16 protein-coding genes are annotated in these 20,647 nt (G+C 46.5%); 1 reads left to right on the plus strand and 15 read right to left on the minus strand.

Annotated features, from left to right (window positions below; genetic code table 11):
- Nucleotides 1-21: 21 nt before the first annotated feature.
- The 10 genes from NYE45_RS23095 to NYE45_RS23140 all read right to left on the minus strand — a co-directional run bounded on the left by NYE45_RS23095 (nucleotide 22) and on the right by NYE45_RS23140 (nucleotide 12,563).
- On the minus strand, nucleotides 22-1,320 hold the full coding sequence (locus NYE45_RS23095) for an NCS2 family permease (protein ID WP_076333633.1): 1,299 nt from the start codon (nucleotides 1,318-1,320) through the stop codon (nucleotides 22-24).
- 433 nt (nucleotides 1,321-1,753) lie between these two features.
- The gene (locus tag NYE45_RS23100) at nucleotides 1,754-2,512 is read right to left on the minus strand and encodes a tRNA threonylcarbamoyladenosine dehydratase (RefSeq protein ID WP_340014175.1); all 759 of its coding nucleotides are present in this window, start codon (nucleotides 2,510-2,512) and stop codon (nucleotides 1,754-1,756) included.
- 18 nt (nucleotides 2,513-2,530) lie between these two features.
- On the minus strand, nucleotides 2,531-4,309 hold the full coding sequence (gene aspS, locus NYE45_RS23105) for an aspartate--tRNA ligase (protein WP_340014176.1): 1,779 nt from the start codon (nucleotides 4,307-4,309) through the stop codon (nucleotides 2,531-2,533).
- Between the two features lie 202 nt (nucleotides 4,310-4,511).
- Nucleotides 4,512-5,765, minus strand: coding sequence for a histidine--tRNA ligase (gene hisS, locus NYE45_RS23110; protein WP_315938409.1), 1,254 nt, complete (start codon nucleotides 5,763-5,765; stop codon nucleotides 4,512-4,514).
- Between the two features lie 817 nt (nucleotides 5,766-6,582).
- Nucleotides 6,583-7,851 carry an SEC-C metal-binding domain-containing protein gene (locus NYE45_RS23115; RefSeq protein ID WP_340014177.1) on the minus strand — a complete coding sequence of 423 codons (1,269 nt, stop codon included), beginning with the start codon at nucleotides 7,849-7,851 and terminating at the stop codon, nucleotides 6,583-6,585.
- A 545-nt stretch (nucleotides 7,852-8,396) separates the two neighbouring features.
- Entirely contained in the window at nucleotides 8,397-8,843 is a 447-nt protein-coding gene (locus tag NYE45_RS23120; RefSeq protein WP_062835886.1) for a hypothetical protein, read from the minus strand.
- 105 nt (nucleotides 8,844-8,948) lie between these two features.
- Nucleotides 8,949-9,455 (minus strand): type 1 glutamine amidotransferase domain-containing protein, encoded by a 507-nt coding sequence (locus NYE45_RS23125; RefSeq protein WP_062835887.1) that lies wholly within the window; start codon nucleotides 9,453-9,455, stop codon nucleotides 8,949-8,951.
- A gap of 212 nt (nucleotides 9,456-9,667) precedes the next feature.
- Nucleotides 9,668-9,835 (minus strand): hypothetical protein, encoded by a 168-nt coding sequence (locus NYE45_RS23130; protein ID WP_340014178.1) that lies wholly within the window; start codon nucleotides 9,833-9,835, stop codon nucleotides 9,668-9,670.
- A gap of 76 nt (nucleotides 9,836-9,911) precedes the next feature.
- The gene (gene dtd, locus NYE45_RS23135; RefSeq protein WP_340014179.1) at nucleotides 9,912-10,373 is read right to left on the minus strand and encodes a D-aminoacyl-tRNA deacylase; all 462 of its coding nucleotides are present in this window, start codon (nucleotides 10,371-10,373) and stop codon (nucleotides 9,912-9,914) included.
- A gap of 12 nt (nucleotides 10,374-10,385) precedes the next feature.
- Nucleotides 10,386-12,563, minus strand: a complete 2,178-nt coding sequence (locus NYE45_RS23140) for a bifunctional (p)ppGpp synthetase/guanosine-3',5'-bis(diphosphate) 3'-pyrophosphohydrolase (RefSeq protein ID WP_062835889.1) — start codon at nucleotides 12,561-12,563, stop codon at nucleotides 10,386-10,388.
- A 373-nt stretch (nucleotides 12,564-12,936) separates the two neighbouring features.
- On the opposite strand from NYE45_RS23140, the gene uraA reads away from it, so the two are divergent.
- On the plus strand, nucleotides 12,937-14,253 hold the full coding sequence (uraA, locus tag NYE45_RS23145) for a uracil permease (RefSeq protein ID WP_340014180.1): 1,317 nt from the start codon (nucleotides 12,937-12,939) through the stop codon (nucleotides 14,251-14,253).
- 155 nt (nucleotides 14,254-14,408) lie between these two features.
- Here the strand turns inward: uraA and NYE45_RS23150 are convergent, their stop codons facing one another.
- The 5 genes from NYE45_RS23150 to secD all read right to left on the minus strand — a co-directional run bounded on the left by NYE45_RS23150 (nucleotide 14,409) and on the right by secD (nucleotide 20,592).
- The gene (locus tag NYE45_RS23150) at nucleotides 14,409-14,924 is read right to left on the minus strand and encodes an adenine phosphoribosyltransferase (RefSeq protein WP_047844084.1); all 516 of its coding nucleotides are present in this window, start codon (nucleotides 14,922-14,924) and stop codon (nucleotides 14,409-14,411) included.
- Between the two features lie 37 nt (nucleotides 14,925-14,961).
- Nucleotides 14,962-17,370: a single-stranded-DNA-specific exonuclease RecJ gene (recJ, locus tag NYE45_RS23155; protein ID WP_340014181.1), complete on the minus strand. Its 2,409-nt coding sequence runs from the start codon at nucleotides 17,368-17,370 to the stop codon at nucleotides 14,962-14,964.
- Between the two features lie 40 nt (nucleotides 17,371-17,410).
- Nucleotides 17,411-18,370, minus strand: coding sequence for a cation diffusion facilitator family transporter (locus tag NYE45_RS23160; RefSeq protein ID WP_340014182.1), 960 nt, complete (start codon nucleotides 18,368-18,370; stop codon nucleotides 17,411-17,413).
- Between the two features lie 73 nt (nucleotides 18,371-18,443).
- Nucleotides 18,444-19,352, minus strand: a complete 909-nt coding sequence (secF, locus tag NYE45_RS23165; RefSeq protein WP_145150220.1) for a protein translocase subunit SecF — start codon at nucleotides 19,350-19,352, stop codon at nucleotides 18,444-18,446.
- Nucleotides 19,342-20,592 (minus strand): protein translocase subunit SecD, encoded by a 1,251-nt coding sequence (gene secD / locus NYE45_RS23170; protein ID WP_062835894.1) that lies wholly within the window; start codon nucleotides 20,590-20,592, stop codon nucleotides 19,342-19,344. Before secD ends, secF begins: the two co-directional genes overlap by 11 nt.
- Between the last annotated feature and the right edge of the window lie 55 nt (nucleotides 20,593-20,647).

Here is a 20,647-nt window from a genome sequence, read left to right on the forward strand (position 1 = left end):
ACATGACGTTGCCTTTTCTTATTACAAAACTCCATGCAACACAAAATTGGCTAAAAAGAGGATGGAAATGCCATACATGACCACAGGTACCTGTTTACCTTGACCTGCTGCCAGCTTCGCTAGTGGATAGGCAATAAATCCAAACGCCATACCGTCCACGATGCTATATGTAAATGGAATCATGACCATGATCAGAAATGCCGGGAAGGCCTCTGTGAAGTCACCAAAATCCATATCTTTCACACCTTGCACCATCAGGCCACCAATAATGATCAAAATGGGAGCAATCGCACTGTCCGGAATGTAACCGAGCAGCGGGATGAAGAAGAACGTAGCTCCGAATAACACGGCTGTAACGAGCGGAGTCAAACCTGTGCGTCCACCTGCGGCAATCCCGGCTGTAGTCTCGGCTGCAGCAACCGGAGGACTACTTCCGAATACGCCTGCCAGCACTGTGCTAATGGATAGAGCACGCAGACTACCTTTGAACCGCTCTGGACGACCAATCATCTGTGTCTGAGCCGTAATTAATCCGATATTTTCGAACACTACAATCAACAGTAGCAAAAATACCGCGATCCAGAACGCGACATCAGCCAGCTTCATCAAAGACAATTCGCCAAACAAGCCGCCGTATTGACGCAGCGCATCCATCGCTGATACGGATTCACCCGGGTTCACTGCACCGAGTACATAGGCAAGGCCTGTTCCGACCAGAATACTGATGAGAAGACCACCCTGTACGTTACGTATAAATAAAATCAAGGCAAGCACCAGCGTAACGCAGGCTGTAATGACATTCGGATCATTGAAGTGCCCAATCGCGACAAACGTAGTTTGATGTGCGATGACAATTCCACTTTTTTGCAAACCGATAAAGGTCAGAAACAAACCAATCCCGACCGTAATACCATGCTGCAGATTCTTCGGAATCGCTTCGCTGATCATTTTGTATAGTGACGTAAACGCAACAATGGCAAACAGTATACCTGTAACGGTAACAACGGCCAGCGCTTCTTGCCAGCTTAATTTCATGGAATGTACGAGTGTATACGTAAAAAATGCATTAATCCCCATTCCGGGTACTACGATAATCGGTGATTTTCCGCCAAATGCCATGAGTAAACAACCTGCAATGGACGTCAGCAGGGTTCCAACCATGGCTGCCTGCAAGGGCATTCCGGCATCGGAAAGAATTGTAGCATTGACCATAACGATATAGACCACGGCAAAATAGGAAATGGCTCCCGCCACAACTTCCTTCTTCCACTGGTCTCCTGGCTCCATGCCAAGACTTCTGGTCATCCATCCGTGTTTCATTTCGTCCTATTCCCCTCTCTCTATATAGGCTGAATAACTGAGTATTTACACTCCACCACTACGCGGACAGAACAACCTTCCGATCGCTGTTATCCCCAGATTTTTTGTTTAAATTTTTTAAATGTACGAATCTGGTGATAAAGGCGAACGCTCTGCTTCTTCAGGTTTCTTCTGTCCTCTTCGTTCTTGTGTAAATCTTATTCAGCTTATATGGCCGCAAATTCATTATGTATGTATCATCATTTCGCGCAGCAGTGAATATCATACACGGTTTTGGCTTTGAAGTACATGACGTAACTCTGACATTTATCTAGGAATACAGTTCGGCTATCATAGACGATTGACGTCCATCCGCTCCGTCTTTCGACGTATGATCTACACAAAAAAGCGCAGATGCCTTATCGGCATCCACGCTTTTTCTGTTGGCAGCATGTTACTGCTGTTTGTCCTCTGCAATTTCTAACAAATCCTTAATGGCAACACTGACCATAATCAGTCCAGCTACCGGAGGCACGAATGCGTTACTCGCAGGTGGCTGTTTGGCCTTGCGAATTTCCGGAGCATTCTCAGGAACGATTTTCTGTGTTACGTCCTCGCGTGGTTTCATCGGCTTTTCAGTCGAGAAGACCACTTTCACGCCTTTTTTAATGCCGTCTTTGCGAAGTGTCGTACGCACAACACGAGCAATCGGGTCCATGGTCGTTTTCGAAATATCCGCAACCTGGAATTTCGTCGGGTCCATTTTATTTGCCGCACCCATGCTGGAAATCATCGGAATTTTACGTTTCAGACACTCTTTAATGAGATGGATTTTATAGATAATCGTGTCGGATGCATCCAGCACATAATCCAGTTCATATTTGAACAATTCCTCATACGTTTCTTCCGTGTAAAACATATTCAGGGCAATCGCATCACATTCCGGATTGATCAGCTTCACACGTTCCACCATCAGATCCGCTTTCTTCTGCCCCACTGTTGTGGTCAGCGCATGAATCTGGCGGTTAATGTTAGTGATGTCCACGACGTCTTTATCAATCAGGATGATGCGCCCAACGCCGCTACGGGCAAGAGCTTCTACAGCAATACCACCTACGCCGCCAATACCGAGCACAGCGACAGTACTATTCTTCAGCGTGTCCAGACCTTCAGGTCCGATCGCAAGTTCTGTTCTTGAAAATTGATGGAGCATTGAGAATCGATGCCTCCTTTATTTCTTTTCCGCTACCGGTTTACGGGCTACACGGATATGAAGTTGTTCCAATTGCGAGTCATCCACTTCGGAAGGTGCATTCATGAGCAGATCCGTTGCACTTGCCGTTTTCGGGAAGGCAATCGTTTCACGCAGATTCGTGCGGCCTGCCAGCAACATGACGAGACGGTCCAGACCAAAGGCAATACCACCATGTGGTGGAGTTCCATATTCGAATGCTTCCAACAGATAGCCGAATTTCTCATTCGCTACTTCTGTAGAAAGTCCAAGGGCAGCAAACATTTTCTCCTGAACATCACGTTTGTAGATACGCATCGAACCGCCACCTACTTCATAACCATTGAGAACAAGGTCATAGGCTTGAGCACGAATTGCACCCGGATCTGTGTCGAACAGATGTACATCTTCGTCTTTTGGACGTGTGAACGGATGGTGTTCTGCCACATAACGTTTTGCATCTTCATCATATCCGAGGAGTGGGAAGTCCACAACCCAAGCAAATTTGAATTTGCTGTCATCAATCAGACCAAGTTGACGGCCGATTTTCAGACGCAATGCGCCCAGCACGTCAGCAACCACTTTTTTCGTGTCTGCGGAGAAGAGCAGCAAGTCGCCATCTTCAGCACCCGTACGTTCTTTGACAGCTTCGATTTCTTCAGGCGTGAAGAACTTCACGATTGGCCCTTTGAACTCGCCGTCTTTCACTTGAATCCAAGCCAGACCTTTCGCACCGTAACGTGCAGCAAATGGTCCAAGATCATCGATCTCTTTACGGCTCCATGTGCCACAGCCTTTAGCGTTCAGCACTTTCACTTCTCCACCTTTTTTGATGACAGAAGCAAATACTTTCACACCACTGTTCGCTACGATATCGTTCATTTCAACCAGTTCCATACCGAAGCGCAGATCTGGTTTGTCTGAACCGTATTTACCCATTGCATCTGCATACGTAATCCGTTGGAAAGGCAGTTCCAGCTCAATACCTTTCGTTTCACGCAGCAATTTGGCCATCAGTTCTTCCATCATTGGCAGCAGGTCATCCTGTTGCAGGAAGGAAGTCTCGATGTCGACTTGAGTGAATTCTGGTTGACGGTCTGCACGCAGATCCTCATCCCGGAAACAGCGAGCGATCTGATAATAACGCTCAACGCCACCCACCATCAGCAATTGTTTGTAGATTTGTGGAGATTGTGGCAAGGCGAAGAATTCACCTTCATGCACACGGCTCGGTACGAGATAATCACGCGCACCTTCCGGGGAGCTCTTGGTCAGGATTGGTGTTTCCACTTCAACGAACTCTTCTCCGTCCAGGTAGTCACGGAACACTTTGGATGCTTTGGAACGCAGTTTCAGTGTTTCGAACATTTCCGGACGACGCAGGTCCAGATAACGATATTTCAAACGAAGGGATTCATCAACTTCGACACCATCTTCAATGAAGAATGGAGGTGTTTTAGCTGCGTTCAGCACTTCGATTTCTGTAATCTGAACTTCAATTTCGCCTGTAGGCAGGTTTTTGTTAACTGTTTCTGCATCACGTTTAACGACTTTACCCGTTACAGCGATAACATACTCGCTACGCACGCGATCTGCGATTTGCAGAGCTTCACCGGAATAAGCCGGGTTAAAGACAACTTGTACAATCCCGCTGCGATCACGCAGGTCGATGAAGAGTACGCCTCCCAAGTCACGGCGGGTCTGAACCCAACCGTTCAATGTTACTGTTTCACCGATGTGTGCGGGTGTTAATGCGCCGCAATGATGACTTCTTTTCATAACCAAACTCCTCATTATGTGAATTTCCGTTCTGTATGGGCAGTTAGTGCCTGCTCTTCAACAGTCCGGTTACGTGTAGACCAATGTATTCGAAAAGGCATGTTACCTCTGGCTCATCAACTTCCGATTAGTCGGAAACGTTGGTGAACCTCCGTAATTTTGCCGGATCAATTGTTCCGTTTTTACAGTTTCAAACTCGTGCTTATTTACCTTCGCGAATTGCCGCTACCAGATCATCAAGCTTCACGGTTTGTTGCTCACCCGTATCCATCGATTTGAGGGCGATCTCACCACGCTCCAGCTCGTCATCACCAAGGATGGCAGTGTAGCGGGATTTGAAACGGTCAGCTGATTTCATCTGTGCTTTCATCTTGCGGCCCAGATAATCACGTTCCCCAGACAGTCCAGACTGACGAAGTTTGAACAACAGACGGTTCACTTCACGATCAGCTGCCTCTCCCAGAGCAACAAAGTATACATCCAGTGGAGCCAGTGTAGTAACCTCAATTTTTTGGTGCTCCAAGATCAGTTGGATGCGCTCCAGACCAATACCGAAGCCGATACCCGGCTGATCAGGTCCGCCGATATCTCCAACGAGACCATTGTATCGACCACCGCCGCCAACCGTATCAATCGCTCCAATCCCTTGGGCTTTTAATTCAAAAGCAGTTAGCGTGTAATAATCCAAGCCCCGCACCAGACGATTGTTCACAGCATAATCCACACCGAAATCATCCAGGTATGCCTGAAGCTTGGCGAAGTGATTCAAAGACTCTTCATCCAGGCTATCCAGTATGGACGGTGCCCCAACGAATTTGTCCTGATCGACTTTACAATCGAGTACACGCAGCGGATTGCGCTCCATGCGGGACTGGCAGTCCTTGCACAGGCTGTCTTTCATCGGTCGAAGGAACCCAAGTAACGTCTCGCGGTATTCTGCACGGCTGGTCGAGTTACCAACGGAGTTGATCTCCACTTTGACATCCTTCAAGCCGAGCTCGACACACAACTGGTAACCTAGTGCGATGACTTCCGCATCAATTGCCGGGTCCAGCGCACCGATGGCTTCTACACCAAACTGGTGGAACTGACGCTGACGACCTGCCTGCGGACGCTCGTAACGGAACATCGGACCGATGTAATAGAGCTTGCTCACATCCGGTTCGCCGTAGATTTTGTTCTCTACATACGCACGGACAACACCCGCTGTTCCCTCCGGACGAAGAGTCATGCTGCGATTGCCTTTGTCATCAAAGGTATACATTTCTTTCTCAACGATATCGGTAGTCTCTCCTACACCGCGTACAAATAAAGAAGTCTGTTCGAAGATCGGTGTGCGAATCTCGCGGTAATTAAACCGTCGACACAGATCTCGTGCTTTTTCTTCTACGTACTGCCATTTCTCGACAACTCCAGGCAGTAAGTCCTGCGTTCCAGTCGGTTTTTGAAAAGCCATCATGATCCCTCCAGCATTGATTTTTTTCTCTAAAATTAAAAAATTCTACACGTGATCACTGCGCGGGCAGAACAACCTTACAATCGCTGTTACCCCAGATTTTTCGAATTAATTTTATAATTTGGAAATCCGGTGATAGCATATGCTTCCGAAGTAGCTTTCTTTCAGAAAGCTTTTAGGCGAATGCTTCGCTTTTACAGGTTTTTTCTGCCCTCTCCGTTTTCGTGTATTTCTTTTAAATCAACTTATATAACAAAAAAATCCCTCGCCCTGTCGCTGTGTATACAGCAAACAAAGGGACGAGAGATTGTGTAATATACATTCACCCGTGGTACCACCCACATTCCGGAAACCTGACACTTTAGCCGTTCAGGTGATCTCTGTGATTCAGCATTGCCCAGGGCACAACTGATCAAGCAGATATTCCGCTCTACGTGTAACGCACGTCCTGCGCAGGCCAGCTACTGGTCAACAGATCATGTCTGCTGTGTTCGCCGTCTGTTCTCGGGGAAGTCATTCGTCCGTTCATCAAGAGAATCCTTACAGCCTGGGGATTCCTCTCTGGTCATGTGGGCACGGAGTACTTGGTCCCGTCATCAAATCAGTAATATAGTTCAAAAATCGACTTGTATTGACTATAGTCAACGTATTATTTTCTGATTGTAATGAACCGCAGTGCTAAAGTCAAGGGTTAACACGAAAAGATAGCATTTAAAAATTTCACTCACACCCCGTACGGTATGGAAAGTTCACTGAAATCAGGGCTAATAGAAGCTGGATTCCTCAAATGACTTCCAACTTCTATTGCTTCATAACGCTATTGTTTTAGCATCCACTTCAGCAGATCCGGCACGCTCGCCCATAGACGGGAGTGCATAATAACATATGCAATCGCTTCGTCGGAATCGCCCATTCCTACAAAATCAGGGAGGTTATGCGGCAATCGCTTCAAACCCAACAGGTAATCAGGCACATGTTTGTTCACACCCCGGGCCACACGGTACAGCATTTTGAGCTGGGAGGTGATTCCGTTCTTCTTATACTCCAGAATGATCTGGTCATAAGCAAAAGCGGCTGCGGCGTCACCTTTTCCATACTTCTCCAGCAATTGTTCTGCCTGATCCAATTGGTTGCTGTACAAATACACAGCAGCTAGCAGGTAACGTGCTCCGGTATTGTCTTCCGTATTAAGCTCCAGAATATGCTCCAGGATTTGTGCCGCTTCTTTGGCATCTCCCCCAAACCAGCAGGATTCGGCGTAGCTTTTGCATATCCGGATATAGGGACGAGTCTCATGAAGCCCCCAGAAGTTCCCTTTATTATTCTCAAAAAACAGTTCGCCCAGTTCACGTTTGCCAGCAGCGATTCCTTCCTTGAGGTAAGATCGTGCATCATTCTCATTGTCCGATTCCTCAGCCAAAATGAGATACGCATCAGAGCTGTCAGGATACATCTCCAGCGCTGTTTCCGCCAGATGTACTCTCCGTTTGGAAGAGCTCGCTTCCATCGCCTTAGACAGCAGAGCCTGTGCTTTGTCTTTCGATGTGCCTGGACCGTTCAGCATCAATAGCTCGTCCGTTTCACCGCCCATGCCGTATTCTTCGATGTAACTATTCATCTCCTTAACCTTCCGGGAGATCGTGCCTGTCGTTACCTCATATTTATCAGCCAGCTCAGCCTTTGAGACATTGAAGCCGTATTCCTCGGACAGCAAATACTCAATTGCTGCAGAGAACGAGCCTGTCTTCTTCACAGTAGGACGGGTTTGACGGGAGTAGCCGTTCCATAGCACCAGAGCTTCCAAAATTACCTCTGGCTCGTATTGGTTCCTCATGTTCTCAATAGTCTGCAGGGCCAGCTGTTCGTGAGCCGGATGCTCCCATTTCAATTCGCTTGCCACCATCTTTTTCAGCTTGGTCAAGGTCAGCTTGCTCTCAGGCTGGATGGAGGCTTCCCGTACTGGTTGCTCCGTTGATATCATCCCCAGTATGGATTCTACCGCAGAGGACTCCTTGTTCAGACAACATTTCTTATATTTTTTCCCACTTCCGCATGGGCATAAATCATTTCTTCCAACCTTACTCAAAACTAATTCCCCCTTAAATCTGTCTCTAGCCATTCGCATGAGAACTCTGTTGCTTTAACATTGTAGGTGTCATTCCTCAAACGAGGCATTCTATATAACTTTCAATTTCCATCGATCAAGCAGAAACGGCTGCCCGTACTTATATAAAGGCGGGGCCGTTTCCGCGAGTATATGTTCATCTGGAATATGACGGATTACTCTGACGATGAATTCCTACAATTCGCTGTAGAATATATAAACCCATCTCTCTATTCTAGCAAAAATTGAATAAAGGGGTAAGCTTTGCCCAAAACATATACATTCTCAGCTCAAAAAAAATAGCCTGCACACGGTGTGCAGGCTCAAAGGATATATAAAAAAAGGGGGTCATGTGTGTTATTATAAGCCCACTATGTTAAAGGCTTATGTAACTAATATTACAGTAATATTACAAAAATGATAGCGCTTTATAATTTTGTTTTTTTAATAACTCATGATTAAAAAGCCCTTGCACATCACTCGACTGTGTGGGTCAAGCAGTGCAAGGGCCAAGAGGTATCTACACGTTAATTCAAATCTTCCACATAGGCATGGTTGGAACGAAGCTTATGAACAATTTCGTCATAATCCTCATCTCTCACTTTGGCAGACAGAACATAATGCAGATCATCATAATCGGCCGAAGACACGTCCGCTGCATTCAGCAAGTCTCCATCCTCATTCACTCTGTCACGAGAATCCCGTTCTGCATCACGGTCCACATTCGCTACCACAGGGATCACATTTTCGCTGGCTGGAACACCTGGGGCTGCACCTACACCCATCGCTCCGTTGGTGCCTACGCCACCTGCTGTATTATACGGCACCAGCGGCACCATAACACGCGTGTCTCTACCTACCGCACTGTCCAGTTGACCTACTTCCAAATGCTCTGTACGAAACGTCTGAAGCGAAGTTCTTGCTCCCTCTGCCTCGTCTTCGGTTCGAAAATACGCCTGAATATGTTTTGTCATGTCAAACCCTCCTTTTTCGGAATGAAATGCAACGTGAAGTTTCGTAAACCTCACGATGTAACGTAGTTAAGATACATCCATGTATGTCAGTGGAACTGGGTCAAGTTAAATGACTTTTAGCAGTTCACGTACAAACGCCGGCTCATCTTCAGGCGTGCGGGATGTAATATAGTTTCCATCCACAACAGCCTCATGATCCTTGAACTCTGCTCCTGCGTTTACCATGTCATCCTTAAGTGGCGGATAGGATGTAATCGTGCGACCTTTCAACAGACCGGCACTTGCCAAAATCTGCGGACCATGACAGATCGCTGCGATCGGCTTCTTCGCACTGTTGATCTCGGTGACGAACTTCAAGATGTGCGCATCACTTCGCAAATTCTCAGGGGATGATCCACCAGGAATTACGACTGCATCATAATCTGAAGCGGATGCATCGGAGATCGCTTTATCTGCCGTATAGGAGGCCTTTCCTCCTTTACCTTTAAGGGTCTCACCGGCTTTTAATCCGATAATCTCCACTTCATGTCCAGCTTTTTTTACTTCGTCATACGGAACCTGCATTTCCGAATCTTCAAAGTCATTCGCCAATAAAAAAGCAACTTTACTCATAACGTATGTTCTCCTTTCCGTGTTCGAACTTTCTTTAGAAATCGGGACTTGCAGTACATTGGCACTTCGTTGTGCCTCGTTTTGTTATTACCCTCACCAGAGCAATTTATAACAGCACACAACAAAAAGTCCTGGTTCGATAACTACGAACCAGGACTTTTTCAGAATCTGTATAATCCAAATTTCGGATGTTTTTATACCTGTGCAGACATTCAAGATCGCGGAAGATGAGTTTGCTTCCCTTTGTCCAAATCCTGAAGTGCCCAGATCGTTGCAACACATTCAGCAGCTGCACGGGCAAGATGCAATGATTCATTCAAGTTTCCAGGGAATACCAAAGGTTCCGTACGAGTACGTGTTTCTTTCGCAGATTGTCGCATAATGAGTTGGATACTCCTTTGATCATGAAATAGTCATCAACGAATTATCCCTCATTATGGCCTGAAGTCCATGAAATTATGCACGTGGTTCCTGACGAACCGGACTTTCAAGCATCAAAGTCACAGGTCCCCAGTTGGTAAATGTTACATCCATCATCGCTCCGAAACGACCCGTTTCAACTTGAATGCCTTTATCGCGTAGTAGCTGATTAAACGTTTCATACAACAGTTCTGCCGCTTCAGGTCGAGCCGCAGCCGCAAAGCTCGGGCGCTTTCCTTTGCGACAATCCCCGTACAGGGTGAACTGGGAAACTGATAATACAGCACCACCTACATCCAGCAGGCTGAGATTCATCTTCTCCTGATCATCCTCAAAAATCCGTAAACCACTAACTTTATCAGCCAGATACTGGGCATCCTTCTCGGTGTCCTCATGGGTAATGCCCACGAGCAGCATTAATCCAGATTCGATCTTACCTGTCAGCTTGTCTCCCACGGTCACCTGAGCCTCTTTACAGCGTTGTACAAGCACCCTCATCTTACAGGCTCCTTACTGCATAATCCGATGCACCGAATAGACATCTTTCACCCGTTTAATCCGTTCTACAACGGATTGCAGATGATCCGTATTACGAATCAGAATTGTGACGTGCACCAATGCTAATTTATTTTTATCTGTCCGTCCTGTAACGGCAGATATATTGGTTTTACTTTCGGATACAGCCTGAAGTACCTCGTTGAGCAACCCATTCCGATCATGGCCTGTAATCTCAATATCCACACTGTAACTCGCTTCAATATTCTCTTCCCACTCGACCTCAATCACGCGTGCTGCTTCTTCTCCGTCTGCACTTGTCGGAATATTTGGACAGTCACTACGGTGTACAGAAACGCCGCGTCCGCGTGTAACGTATCCGATAATGTCATCACCAGGTACAGGATTACAGCATCGTGCGAATCGGACAAGCAGATTATCGATGCCTTTGACACGAATACCGTTGGTTGGTCGATTCCTGCGCTCAGGTGCAGGTTTCAGCTCGCGCATCTCGGAATTTAATTCCAGCAAACTGGATTCTTCCTGCTCTTTACGCAGTTTTTCGGTTGCTTTGGTTACAATCTGTGCAGCAGTAATCCCACCGAAGCCAACAGCTGCAAGCATGTCATCAATATCGTTAAACGCATATTTTTTGGCAGCTTCCATCAACTTGTCATCGGTCATCCACGCAGAAGGATCAAGCCCCATGCGTTTCAGTTCACGCTCACAGCTATCCCGACCTTTTTCAACGTTTTCTTCACGGCGTTCCTTCTTGAACCATTGCTTGATCTTCGCTCGTGCATGAGATGATTTCGCAATTTTTATCCAGTCCTGGCTCGGTCCGTAAGAATGTTTGGAGGTCAAAATTTCGATGATATCGCCTGTCTTCAGGTGGTAATCGAGCGGAACAATTCGACCGTTCACTTTGGCACCAATGGTCCGATTACCAACCTCCGTATGGATTCGATAAGCAAAATCCAAAGGAACAGAGCCGATCGGCAGTTCGATAACTTCTCCTTTTGGCGTAAATACAAATACCAGATCCGAGAAGAAATCCATTTTAAGTGATTCTACAAATTCCGAAGCATCCTGTGCTTCGTTTTGAAGTTCAAGAATTTCACGGAAGAACGTAATCTTGTCTTCAAAATGATTTCCGTTCGCAGCGCCTTCTTTGTAGGCCCAGTGTGCAGCGATACCAAATTCAGCAGTCCGGTGCATATCCCATGTCCGAATCTGTACTTCCGTTGGTTCACCATTGGGACCGACTACCGTTGTATGCAGCGATTGATACATATTCGCCTTTGGCATCGCAATGTAGTCCTTAAAGCGTCCAGGCATCGGTTTCCATAGCGTGTGTATAATTCCCAGGGTAGCATAACAATCCTTGATATTATCCACAATAATACGAATGGCAAGCAGATCGTAAATTTCGTTAAACTGCTTGTTTTTGGTGGTCATTTTCTTGAACACGCTGTAGATATGTTTGGGGCGGCCCGAAAGGTCTGCCTGAATTCCCATCTCATCGAGTTTGTTCGTAATCCCATCCATAACCGTATCAATATATTGCTCACGTTCCGCACGCTTTTTGTGCATCAGATTTGCAATTCGATAGTACTGCTGCGGATTCAAATAACGGAGGGCGATGTCCTCCATTTCCCATTTGATCGCAGAGATACCCAAACGGTTCGCAATCGGACAGAAAATTTCCAGCGTCTCATATGAGATCCGGCGCTGGCTTTCTTCCGACTGAAACTTGAGTGTCCGCATATTATGCAGACGGTCAGCCAATTTAATCACGATGACACGGATGTCCTGCGCCATGGCGATGAACATTTTGCGGTAGTTCTCGTTCTGCTGTTCTTCCTTGGAGCGAAACTGAATACGTTCCAGCTTCGTCAAGCCGTCAACAAGCATGGCACACGTATTGCCGAAATGATTGCGGATCTCTTCAAGTGAGACCGTAGTATCCTCTACTACATCATGAAGAAGCGCTGCTATTATGGAGATGGTGTCCATCTGCATGTTCACAACAATGTCGGCAACCGCAAGCGGATGCAGAATATACGGTTCTCCCGATTTTCGCGTCTGTCCATGGTGGGCCTGATCAGCAAATTCGTAAGCTTCTCGTATGCGCACCAGATCGGGTTCTTTGATATATGCCCCGGCCTTCTCGAGTAATTGCTCTATGCCCATTCTGATCTGTTCCGTGTCCTTTCTATACCAAATGGAACCCGTGACATTGCTGCAACACAGGTTCCCCGTAAAAGTAATTTCCTATAATTATGACGCTTCGCCCGTTTCCCGTCAACTGCTGACGAATAAGAGCGCTTATCCAATTTTTATATTGGTGATCCGCATTACCTATAAGCTAATTCCCCATCACTCACAGGTGATTGCATATATTGCTTAATTCTTATGTATTATTGCCGTTATTTGCTGAAATAGAAGGAAAATTCATGAAAATATAAATTCCATCGCTCTACTGCGTCAAAAATGTTATTGCTTAATTAAGAGAAACTCTGTAATCTATTGAAAGTTTGTGTTTCGGAAAAGGAGATGAAATTCATTGCAACGCGAAATTCAGGTTAATCAAAAGATGCCACTTGGCTCAGGTTCACTGCTTAGCCTTCAGCATTTGTTCGCCATGTTTGGCAGCACGGTTCTTGTGCCGAACCTGTTCGGTGTCGATCCAAGTATGATCCTGCTGATGAACGGGGTTGGGACACTGTTGTACATACTCATGTGTAAAGGTAAGATTCCAGCATATCTCGGATCAAGCTTTGCCTTTATTGCACCTGTCACAATGGTTTTAAAACAACATCCAGAGAATGGCTACTCCATGGCACTTGGAGCTTTTATCATAACAGGACTTGTTTTCTGTCTCGTGGCCCTCATTATTAAATTTGCGGGTACCGGATGGATCAACGTTGTATTCCCACCCGCGGTTATGGGTGCCATCGTTGCCCTGATCGGTCTGGAGCTTGTACCTGTTGCAGCTCAAATGGCCGGATTGATTAATTCTGATCCTGTAGCTAACCCCAACTGGGTTCCTCAGGCCAAACCCATTATTTTATCCATGGCCACGCTAGGTATCACTGTTATTGGAGCCGTAACGTTCCGTGGATTCCCCAAAATCATTCATATTCTAATCGGTATTGTAGTGGGTTATATCCTTGGATATTCTATGGGTCTGGTAGATAAAGCGGCTATTAGAACTGCTGATTTCATCTCGCTTCCTACGGTAACAACGCCTACATTTGACTGGTCCGTTATTTTCACCATTTTACCTGTAGCGCTTGTGGTTATCGTTGAACATATTGGACATTTGCTTGTAACGAGCAGCATTGTAGGCAAAGATCTTTCGAAAGACCCTGGGCTTCATCGTTCCCTGCTTGGTAATGGGGTCTCCACCATTCTGTCCGGGTTTGTAGGATCAACTCCCAATACAACCTATGGTGAGAACATCGGTGTTATGGCCCTGACTCGCGTATACTCCACATATGTCATTGGTGGCGCAGCAGTCATTGCAATCGTACTCTCCTTCTCAGGAACATTCTCGGCGCTTGTAGCCAATATTCCTGTGCCAGTTATGGGTGGCGTATCCCTGCTTCTGTTCGGGGTTATTGCAGCATCCGGTCTGCGTATTCTGGTTGAACAGAAAGTCGATTTTGCCAAACCGACCAATCTGCTGCTTACTACACTTGTATTGGTCATCGGGCTGAGTGGAACAGAAGTTACCTTCTACGGCGTTCATCTGAAAGGCATGGCACTGGCAACCATCGTCGGAATCCTGATGAGCTTGTTGTTCAAACTGTTTGAAGTGCTGGGTTGGTTGAATGATGATTCAAAAAAACAGCCTATTACTGAAAAAACGCCACATTAATTTCATCGTATATACATCAAAAGCCTGTTCTTCCCAACCCTAACGGATGGAGAGAACAGGCTTTTTCGCAATCATTAATGCTGTATATTATTTCCCGGGAAAAGGGAAAAGCAATTCAGGTTTTAATCATAACACTCCAAATGGAGATTTTAAACTTAGTAGTTCATCAATGTGAATACATCGATTTTTTCTGGCAATTTAGCACGACCATTCAGATCAGACAGCTCGATCAGGAATGCAGCACCGACAACGTTCCCACCCAATTGTTCAATCAAGTTGATGGAAGTTGCAATCGTTCCACCCGTTGCGAGCAGATCATCTGCGATCAGGACATTTTGACCTTTTTCAATCGCATCTGTGTGCATCGCGAGTGTATCCTTGCCATACTCGAGATCATAACCAACTTCAATCGTCTCTCCAGGCAGTTTTCCACTTTTACGAATCGGAGCAAAACCGACACCTAAAGCGTATGCCAGAGGGGCGCCCACAACGAAACCACGTGCTTCAGGTCCAGCAATGACGTCAATTTTGAGATCAGAAACCATCACTTTCAGTTCATTGATCGCCTTGCGGTACATTTCTCCATCTTTCAACAATGTTGTAATGTCCTTAAAGCTGATTCCCGGTTGTGGAAAGTCAGGGATGACACGAATATAATCTTTAAAATCCAAAATAATCTCCTCCTAAAATAAATACACAAACTTCCATCTAAGATACGCCCTTCATCCGGGATATCATCCATTGTGTCAGTTGCGGTGTGGCTGCATCCAGCATCACCTGTTCTATCTCGGCCATGTTTTCGAGCGCCTGATAGTGACGTGAAGCGGTTAGTTCACGCTTAGGCGGGTTATCCACAAACGCAATTTTGCCGTTATCACGGGTAATGAAGGACAACTCTTCGAATACATCCAACATCATCGTAATCATGCGCGGCGAACATCCACACTGACGACTGAGCACAGGAGTAATCTCTTGTTCCTCCACGGGTTCAGCTTTCCATTTCAACACCTGCATATAAATACGCTTAAAGAGATCTCTGGAAGGCATCTGAAGGCGATCTCGGCGGTTGCCTGATCCGTGCAGAAGGATGATATTCTCAGCTCCACTGAACAAAGTCAGCATGGCATCAAGTTGTTCCGGGGTTTCCGGCGTATCAAACACAAATAACGTCCGGACCTTTTCCTGTCCATAATGCTGTGCAGCAGCATTACACGGAAATAACCCGACCTTTCTATCATATACCCAAAGGCAAGGTTCATACAATGAATTTCCCTCGGAAACGTCTGTTTCTTTCCGAACAATGGCACCCACAGAACCTGATTTGTATCGCAGATGCACCTCAAGTGAGCTCAAGAAATGCTTCATCGCATTCAATGGCTCGACATTACCGCGCAAATCAAATACTTGGACCTGAGGAACATGAATGTCCTGAAGCATCAATTGAGGTTTTCTCATCCCATTCCATTCATTAATGGACAATTCTCCCATCACATCAATAACGGAGCCTGGGAGAAGGAACTCTGCTAACGCTCCCTTACCAAAAGCGACGGTTTCCAGTTGCTGACCATCTTGCTCCAGAACCAGTTTCAGATGGCGTTTCTCTCGTCCCATCGTTCTGGTTTCCTTCACTGTCACACTTCTCAATACAAACCGTGGCGAAGGATTGCTCATCCCGAAAGGCTGCAATCTGTCAATCTCCTGGATCACTTTCAGCGGAACATCACTGATTCTGCATTCATCATCTGCAAGACGCTGAGGTACAAAGTCCTCTTCGGTCAGCACGGTTGCTGCAAACTCATTTAAGCCAGCCTCAAGTTCTTCCAGTTGATCCCGATGCAGGGTCATACCTGCTGCAGCTGGATGTCCCCCGTAATGGTCCATGGTGTGTTTATTGACTGTGAGCGCCTCATAGATATCCAGGCCCTCAATGGAGCGCGCAGAGCCCTTACAGACACCGCTCTCTGGATCAATCCCAAGAATAAGTGTAGGTCGGTAATAGCGGTCCAGCAATTTGGAAGCCACAATACCAACCACTCCAACATTCCAGCCCTCACCAGCCAACACGATTACATCTGGAACGGATCCTGAACGAAGCTGTATCTTTTGTTCCAACTGTGCTGTTGCTTCTTGTAATATGCCCTCTACGACTTGCTGCCGCTCCCGATTCAATAGATCCAGCTGGCCGGCAAGCGTATGAGCTTCATCCAGATTCTCGGTGGTGAGAAGTGATACTGCTCTGCCGGCGTGATCCAAACGTCCACTGGCATTAATACGCGGTGCCATGGCAAAGGCAATATTAATCGAAGTCACCTGACTCTGATCCACACCACTGATTTCGAGCAATGCACTTACACCGGGAAGACGTGAACCGCGCATGGATTCAATTCCATAACTGACGATAACCCGATTCTCACCTTCCAGAGGCATCAGATCGGCAACAGTGCCGATAGCGGCAATTTCCATCCATTCACCGGGTACTTCCCCGATCAAAGCCTGAGCCAGCTTCAAGGCTACTCCCGCTCCTGCCAAACCTTTGAAAGGATACGGACATCCCGGAAGTTTTGGATTGATAAGTGTATAGGCTTCGGGCAAAACTTCAGGAGGCTCGTGATGGTCTGTCACAATGACTTCGATGCCCAGTGTTGCCGCATAGGCAATCTGTTCAACAGCACTGATTCCGGTGTCCACGGTAATAATCAATGAAACGCCTTGTTGATGGGCCCAATCCAACGCATGGTTGTGTAACCCATACCCTTCATTCGAGCGATGAGGAATATATATATCGTACGAGGCACCAAGATGACGCATCAAATGGATCATCAGCGATGTGCTGGATACGCCATCAGCGTCATAATCCCCGTAGATTAAAATGTGTTCTTCCCGCTCCAAAGCCAGCTTGATTCGAGGCACAGCTTCATTCATGCCGAGTAGCAGATAAGGATCATGCATCTGATTCAGATCAGGATGCAAAAAACGTTCTGCCTCCTTCTCATTGTGCACTCCTCGACTCACAAGCAAACGTCCAACAAGGGGGGAAACGGAAAGCGCCTGCGAGAGTCCCGCAGCCGCCTCCAAATCGATATTCGGTGTATTCCACCGGTATTGCGAATAAAGCAATGATAACGCTCCTTTCCTGATCTACTGGACCCGCGCTTCACTACTGAATTAATGTCGCTTCGTGATCGGGCAGTTCATGATTGGATTTATAAGGATAACCTGGATCATAAGGTATCGCTTGAATCTGTACTTCTTTCACATGACTGAACCGAGTTAGTAATAGTGTCTTGGCCCGATTGGCAATCTCCTGTGCTTCCAGTATTGAGATCCTCGGATTCACACTAATGACCAGCTCAATCGTAACGTCATGTTCCTGTTCACGTGCAACCAAATGTTCAATGGTAATGATGCCATACACCCGCTGTACAGTCTCTTTGAAATCGGACGCTTCTTCTTGCTCCAGTTCCTGAACAAGTGAACCATACACCGTGTCCACAATCATTCGGTAACCCTTGTGAAGCACAAAACAGGAAGCAATCAATGCAGCCGTAGGGTCCAGGTAGAGCAGCATGCTCAAGCCTGTCTCTTCACCAGCCATCGAACCGATAATACCGATTAATACGGTGAGCGAGCAATAGAGTGCACGGCGATGTTGCTGTGCATAGGCCAGCGCCTGAGACTGATTTCGTTTACGGAAATATCTGTACTGAAATTGAAAAATCGCTTCCTTCACAGCCAGAGCTGCAACAGCCACCAAAAGTACTGACTTGCCAGGTGCTTCCGGTTCACTCCCGGAGAGGCTACCCAATGCAGAGATGGCAAGCTGCAATCCACCCATGAGGATCAAGACAGATAACAATACTGAAATTCCCGGCCTGGCAACACGTGAATGTTCTTTGAACCGTTCCCTGCTAGCCTTGCTTCTATGGCGTACAGACTTAGAGGGAAAGAGACCAGCCAGGGCAGAACCAGCTTCAGAAGCAGAATACAAGCCGTCAGCGAGCAATGATTTGCTGTTTGCCATATAACCGACTCCCGCTTTGATCACCGCAAGTCCCATATTACCAGCAATACCGCTCCATGTGGCAGCCTGAGCTGATGGGATATGTTCTCTGGTCATGAATATTCCCCCTTAATTCTGTACATAAAGTTGCAAAACCGCGCCTGGCAGACGCGGCTTCACAATAAGATGTTTAGTTAGATTCTTTAGCTACTGTTTTTGGCTTATCCACTTGTTTACCTTTAAGCATCAGCCATAGTGGAGCAGCGATATAGATTGAAGAATATGCGCCGAACAGTGTTCCGATAACCATCGCAAGCGAGAACATGCGAATGGATTCTCCACCAAATATGAACAAACAGATGGAAGCTGCAAACACGGTGAATGTTGTATTCAAGGAACGTGTCATCGTTTGAGCCAAACTGCGATTGACTACCTCACGCAAGTCGGCTTTGGTTGTCTTTTTGGCAAAACGCAGATTCTCACGAATCCGGTCAAAGATAACGATCGTATCGTTAATCGAGAAGCCGACAATGGTCAATACTGCGGTAATAAAGGTCAGATCCACTTCCAATCGGAAGATGGAGAACACACTTATTACGACAAATGCGTCATGGAAGAGTGCGATAACCGCAGCCAAACCAAAGCGCCACTCGAATCGGATCGCAACATAGATCATGATCCCGATACTCGCAATGAGTACCGCGTAAATCGCGTTGCGTTCCAATTCTTTGGCCATCTCCGGATCAACGGTATTTACTTCATAGGAAGCTGATGGATCCAGTTTGGTGAACTCTTGCTTAAATTTACTTTCTTGATTTTCATCCAGTTCATTCGAGAAACGAACGTTAACCCGGTCCGCCCCAGTCGTAATCTGGACATCACCTTCATTAACACCGAGGTCATTTACGATCGGATTAATCTGCTCCGTTGTAATTGCTTTGGATACGGTGATATCCACATTCGATCCAGCACGGAAATCAACCGCGTAATTCAAACCCAAAGCCAGAATGCTGATGATCCCCGTAATCGTCAGAATAATCGAGAAAATATAGGCAATCTTGCTGCCTTTAATATAATCAAAATTCCAATTAAAGCGCACGAATTTCACTCTCCTTCACTCCGAAGTACTTAGGCTTCTTCAACACGTTACCCCGTACAAGCAGGGTCAACAGGAAGCGGGAGAAGAAAATATTCGTGATAATACTGGTGACAATGTCAAAAATCAGCACGAGTGCAAACCCTTTAACCGCACCTGTACCCAAGAAGAACATAACAGCCGCAGCAATAATGGTTGTGATGTTGGAGTCGATGATAGTCCGGAAGGAATGCTTGCTTCCCGCTTTAACGGATGACAAGATCGACTTACCACTGCGCATTTCTTCTTTAATCCGTTCGTACGTGATGATATTGGCATCGACCGCCATACCTATACCCAGGATAAACGCCGCAATACCTGGAAGGGTAAGTACGAATTCTCCCATATAGAAGATGGCAAGTACCAGCCACGTATGTGTGATCAAGGCAAAACTCGCAATAATACCAGGAATGCGATAAAGCCCAATCATGAACACCAGAATAATAACGGAACCAATCAATCCCGCTTTAATGGTCTGATCCAGAGAAAGCTTACCGAGTGTTGCACCAACACTTTGTGAATACTTCTCTGTAAGTTTCAGTGGCAATGCACCCAAGTTAATGGTGTCACGAAGCTGGTTTGCTTCGTCACGTGTGTAGGCGCCCGAAATCTGAGCGGAACCATCTGTCAACTGTTGTCTAACGGTTGGAGCAGAGAGCAACTCATCGTCCAAATAAATCGCGAGAGGTTGTCCGATCAAACGTTTGGTAATCTCGGAAAATTTGGCTTTGTCTTTCACTTGAATGTCAATCATAGGCTCATTCAATTGAGTGAACACAACTTTGGCTGCATTCTCAACAAATTCGTTTCCGCGAAGTTCGATTTTGGTGTATTCGCCTTCCTTGTCATTCTCAGCTTTACTACGGAAGGTCAAAACTGCTGGTTCTTTCATTTTGGCTCTAACTTCAGCCTCGTCCGTAACCCCTGCCAACTTCAATCGAATCCGGTTGCTTCCTTCAGTGGTTACCTCCGGTTCGCTTGTTCCGAGCGCATTGGCGCGGCTTTCAAGACTCTTGGCCGTTTGCACCAAAGATGCTTTGGTGACTTGTTGACCTGCTTCGAGCGGCTCTGCTTCATATAAGATCTCGTAGCCTCCCTTTAAATCAAGGCCCAAGCGTATATTTTTGAGCAGCTCCGGGCTTGTTCCCACCATTACCCCTGTGGTGACAAGCACGACCAGAATGAAACTGATAATTCTTTTCATGCCGTTCCTAGATCCCCTTTCGTTCTCAATATTCCTATTATAGCGATGCCGTAAA

Source organism: Paenibacillus sp. FSL K6-1318 (assembly GCF_037976905.1).
GTDB classification, from domain to species: Bacteria; Bacillota; Bacilli; order Paenibacillales; family Paenibacillaceae; genus Paenibacillus; species Paenibacillus amylolyticus_A.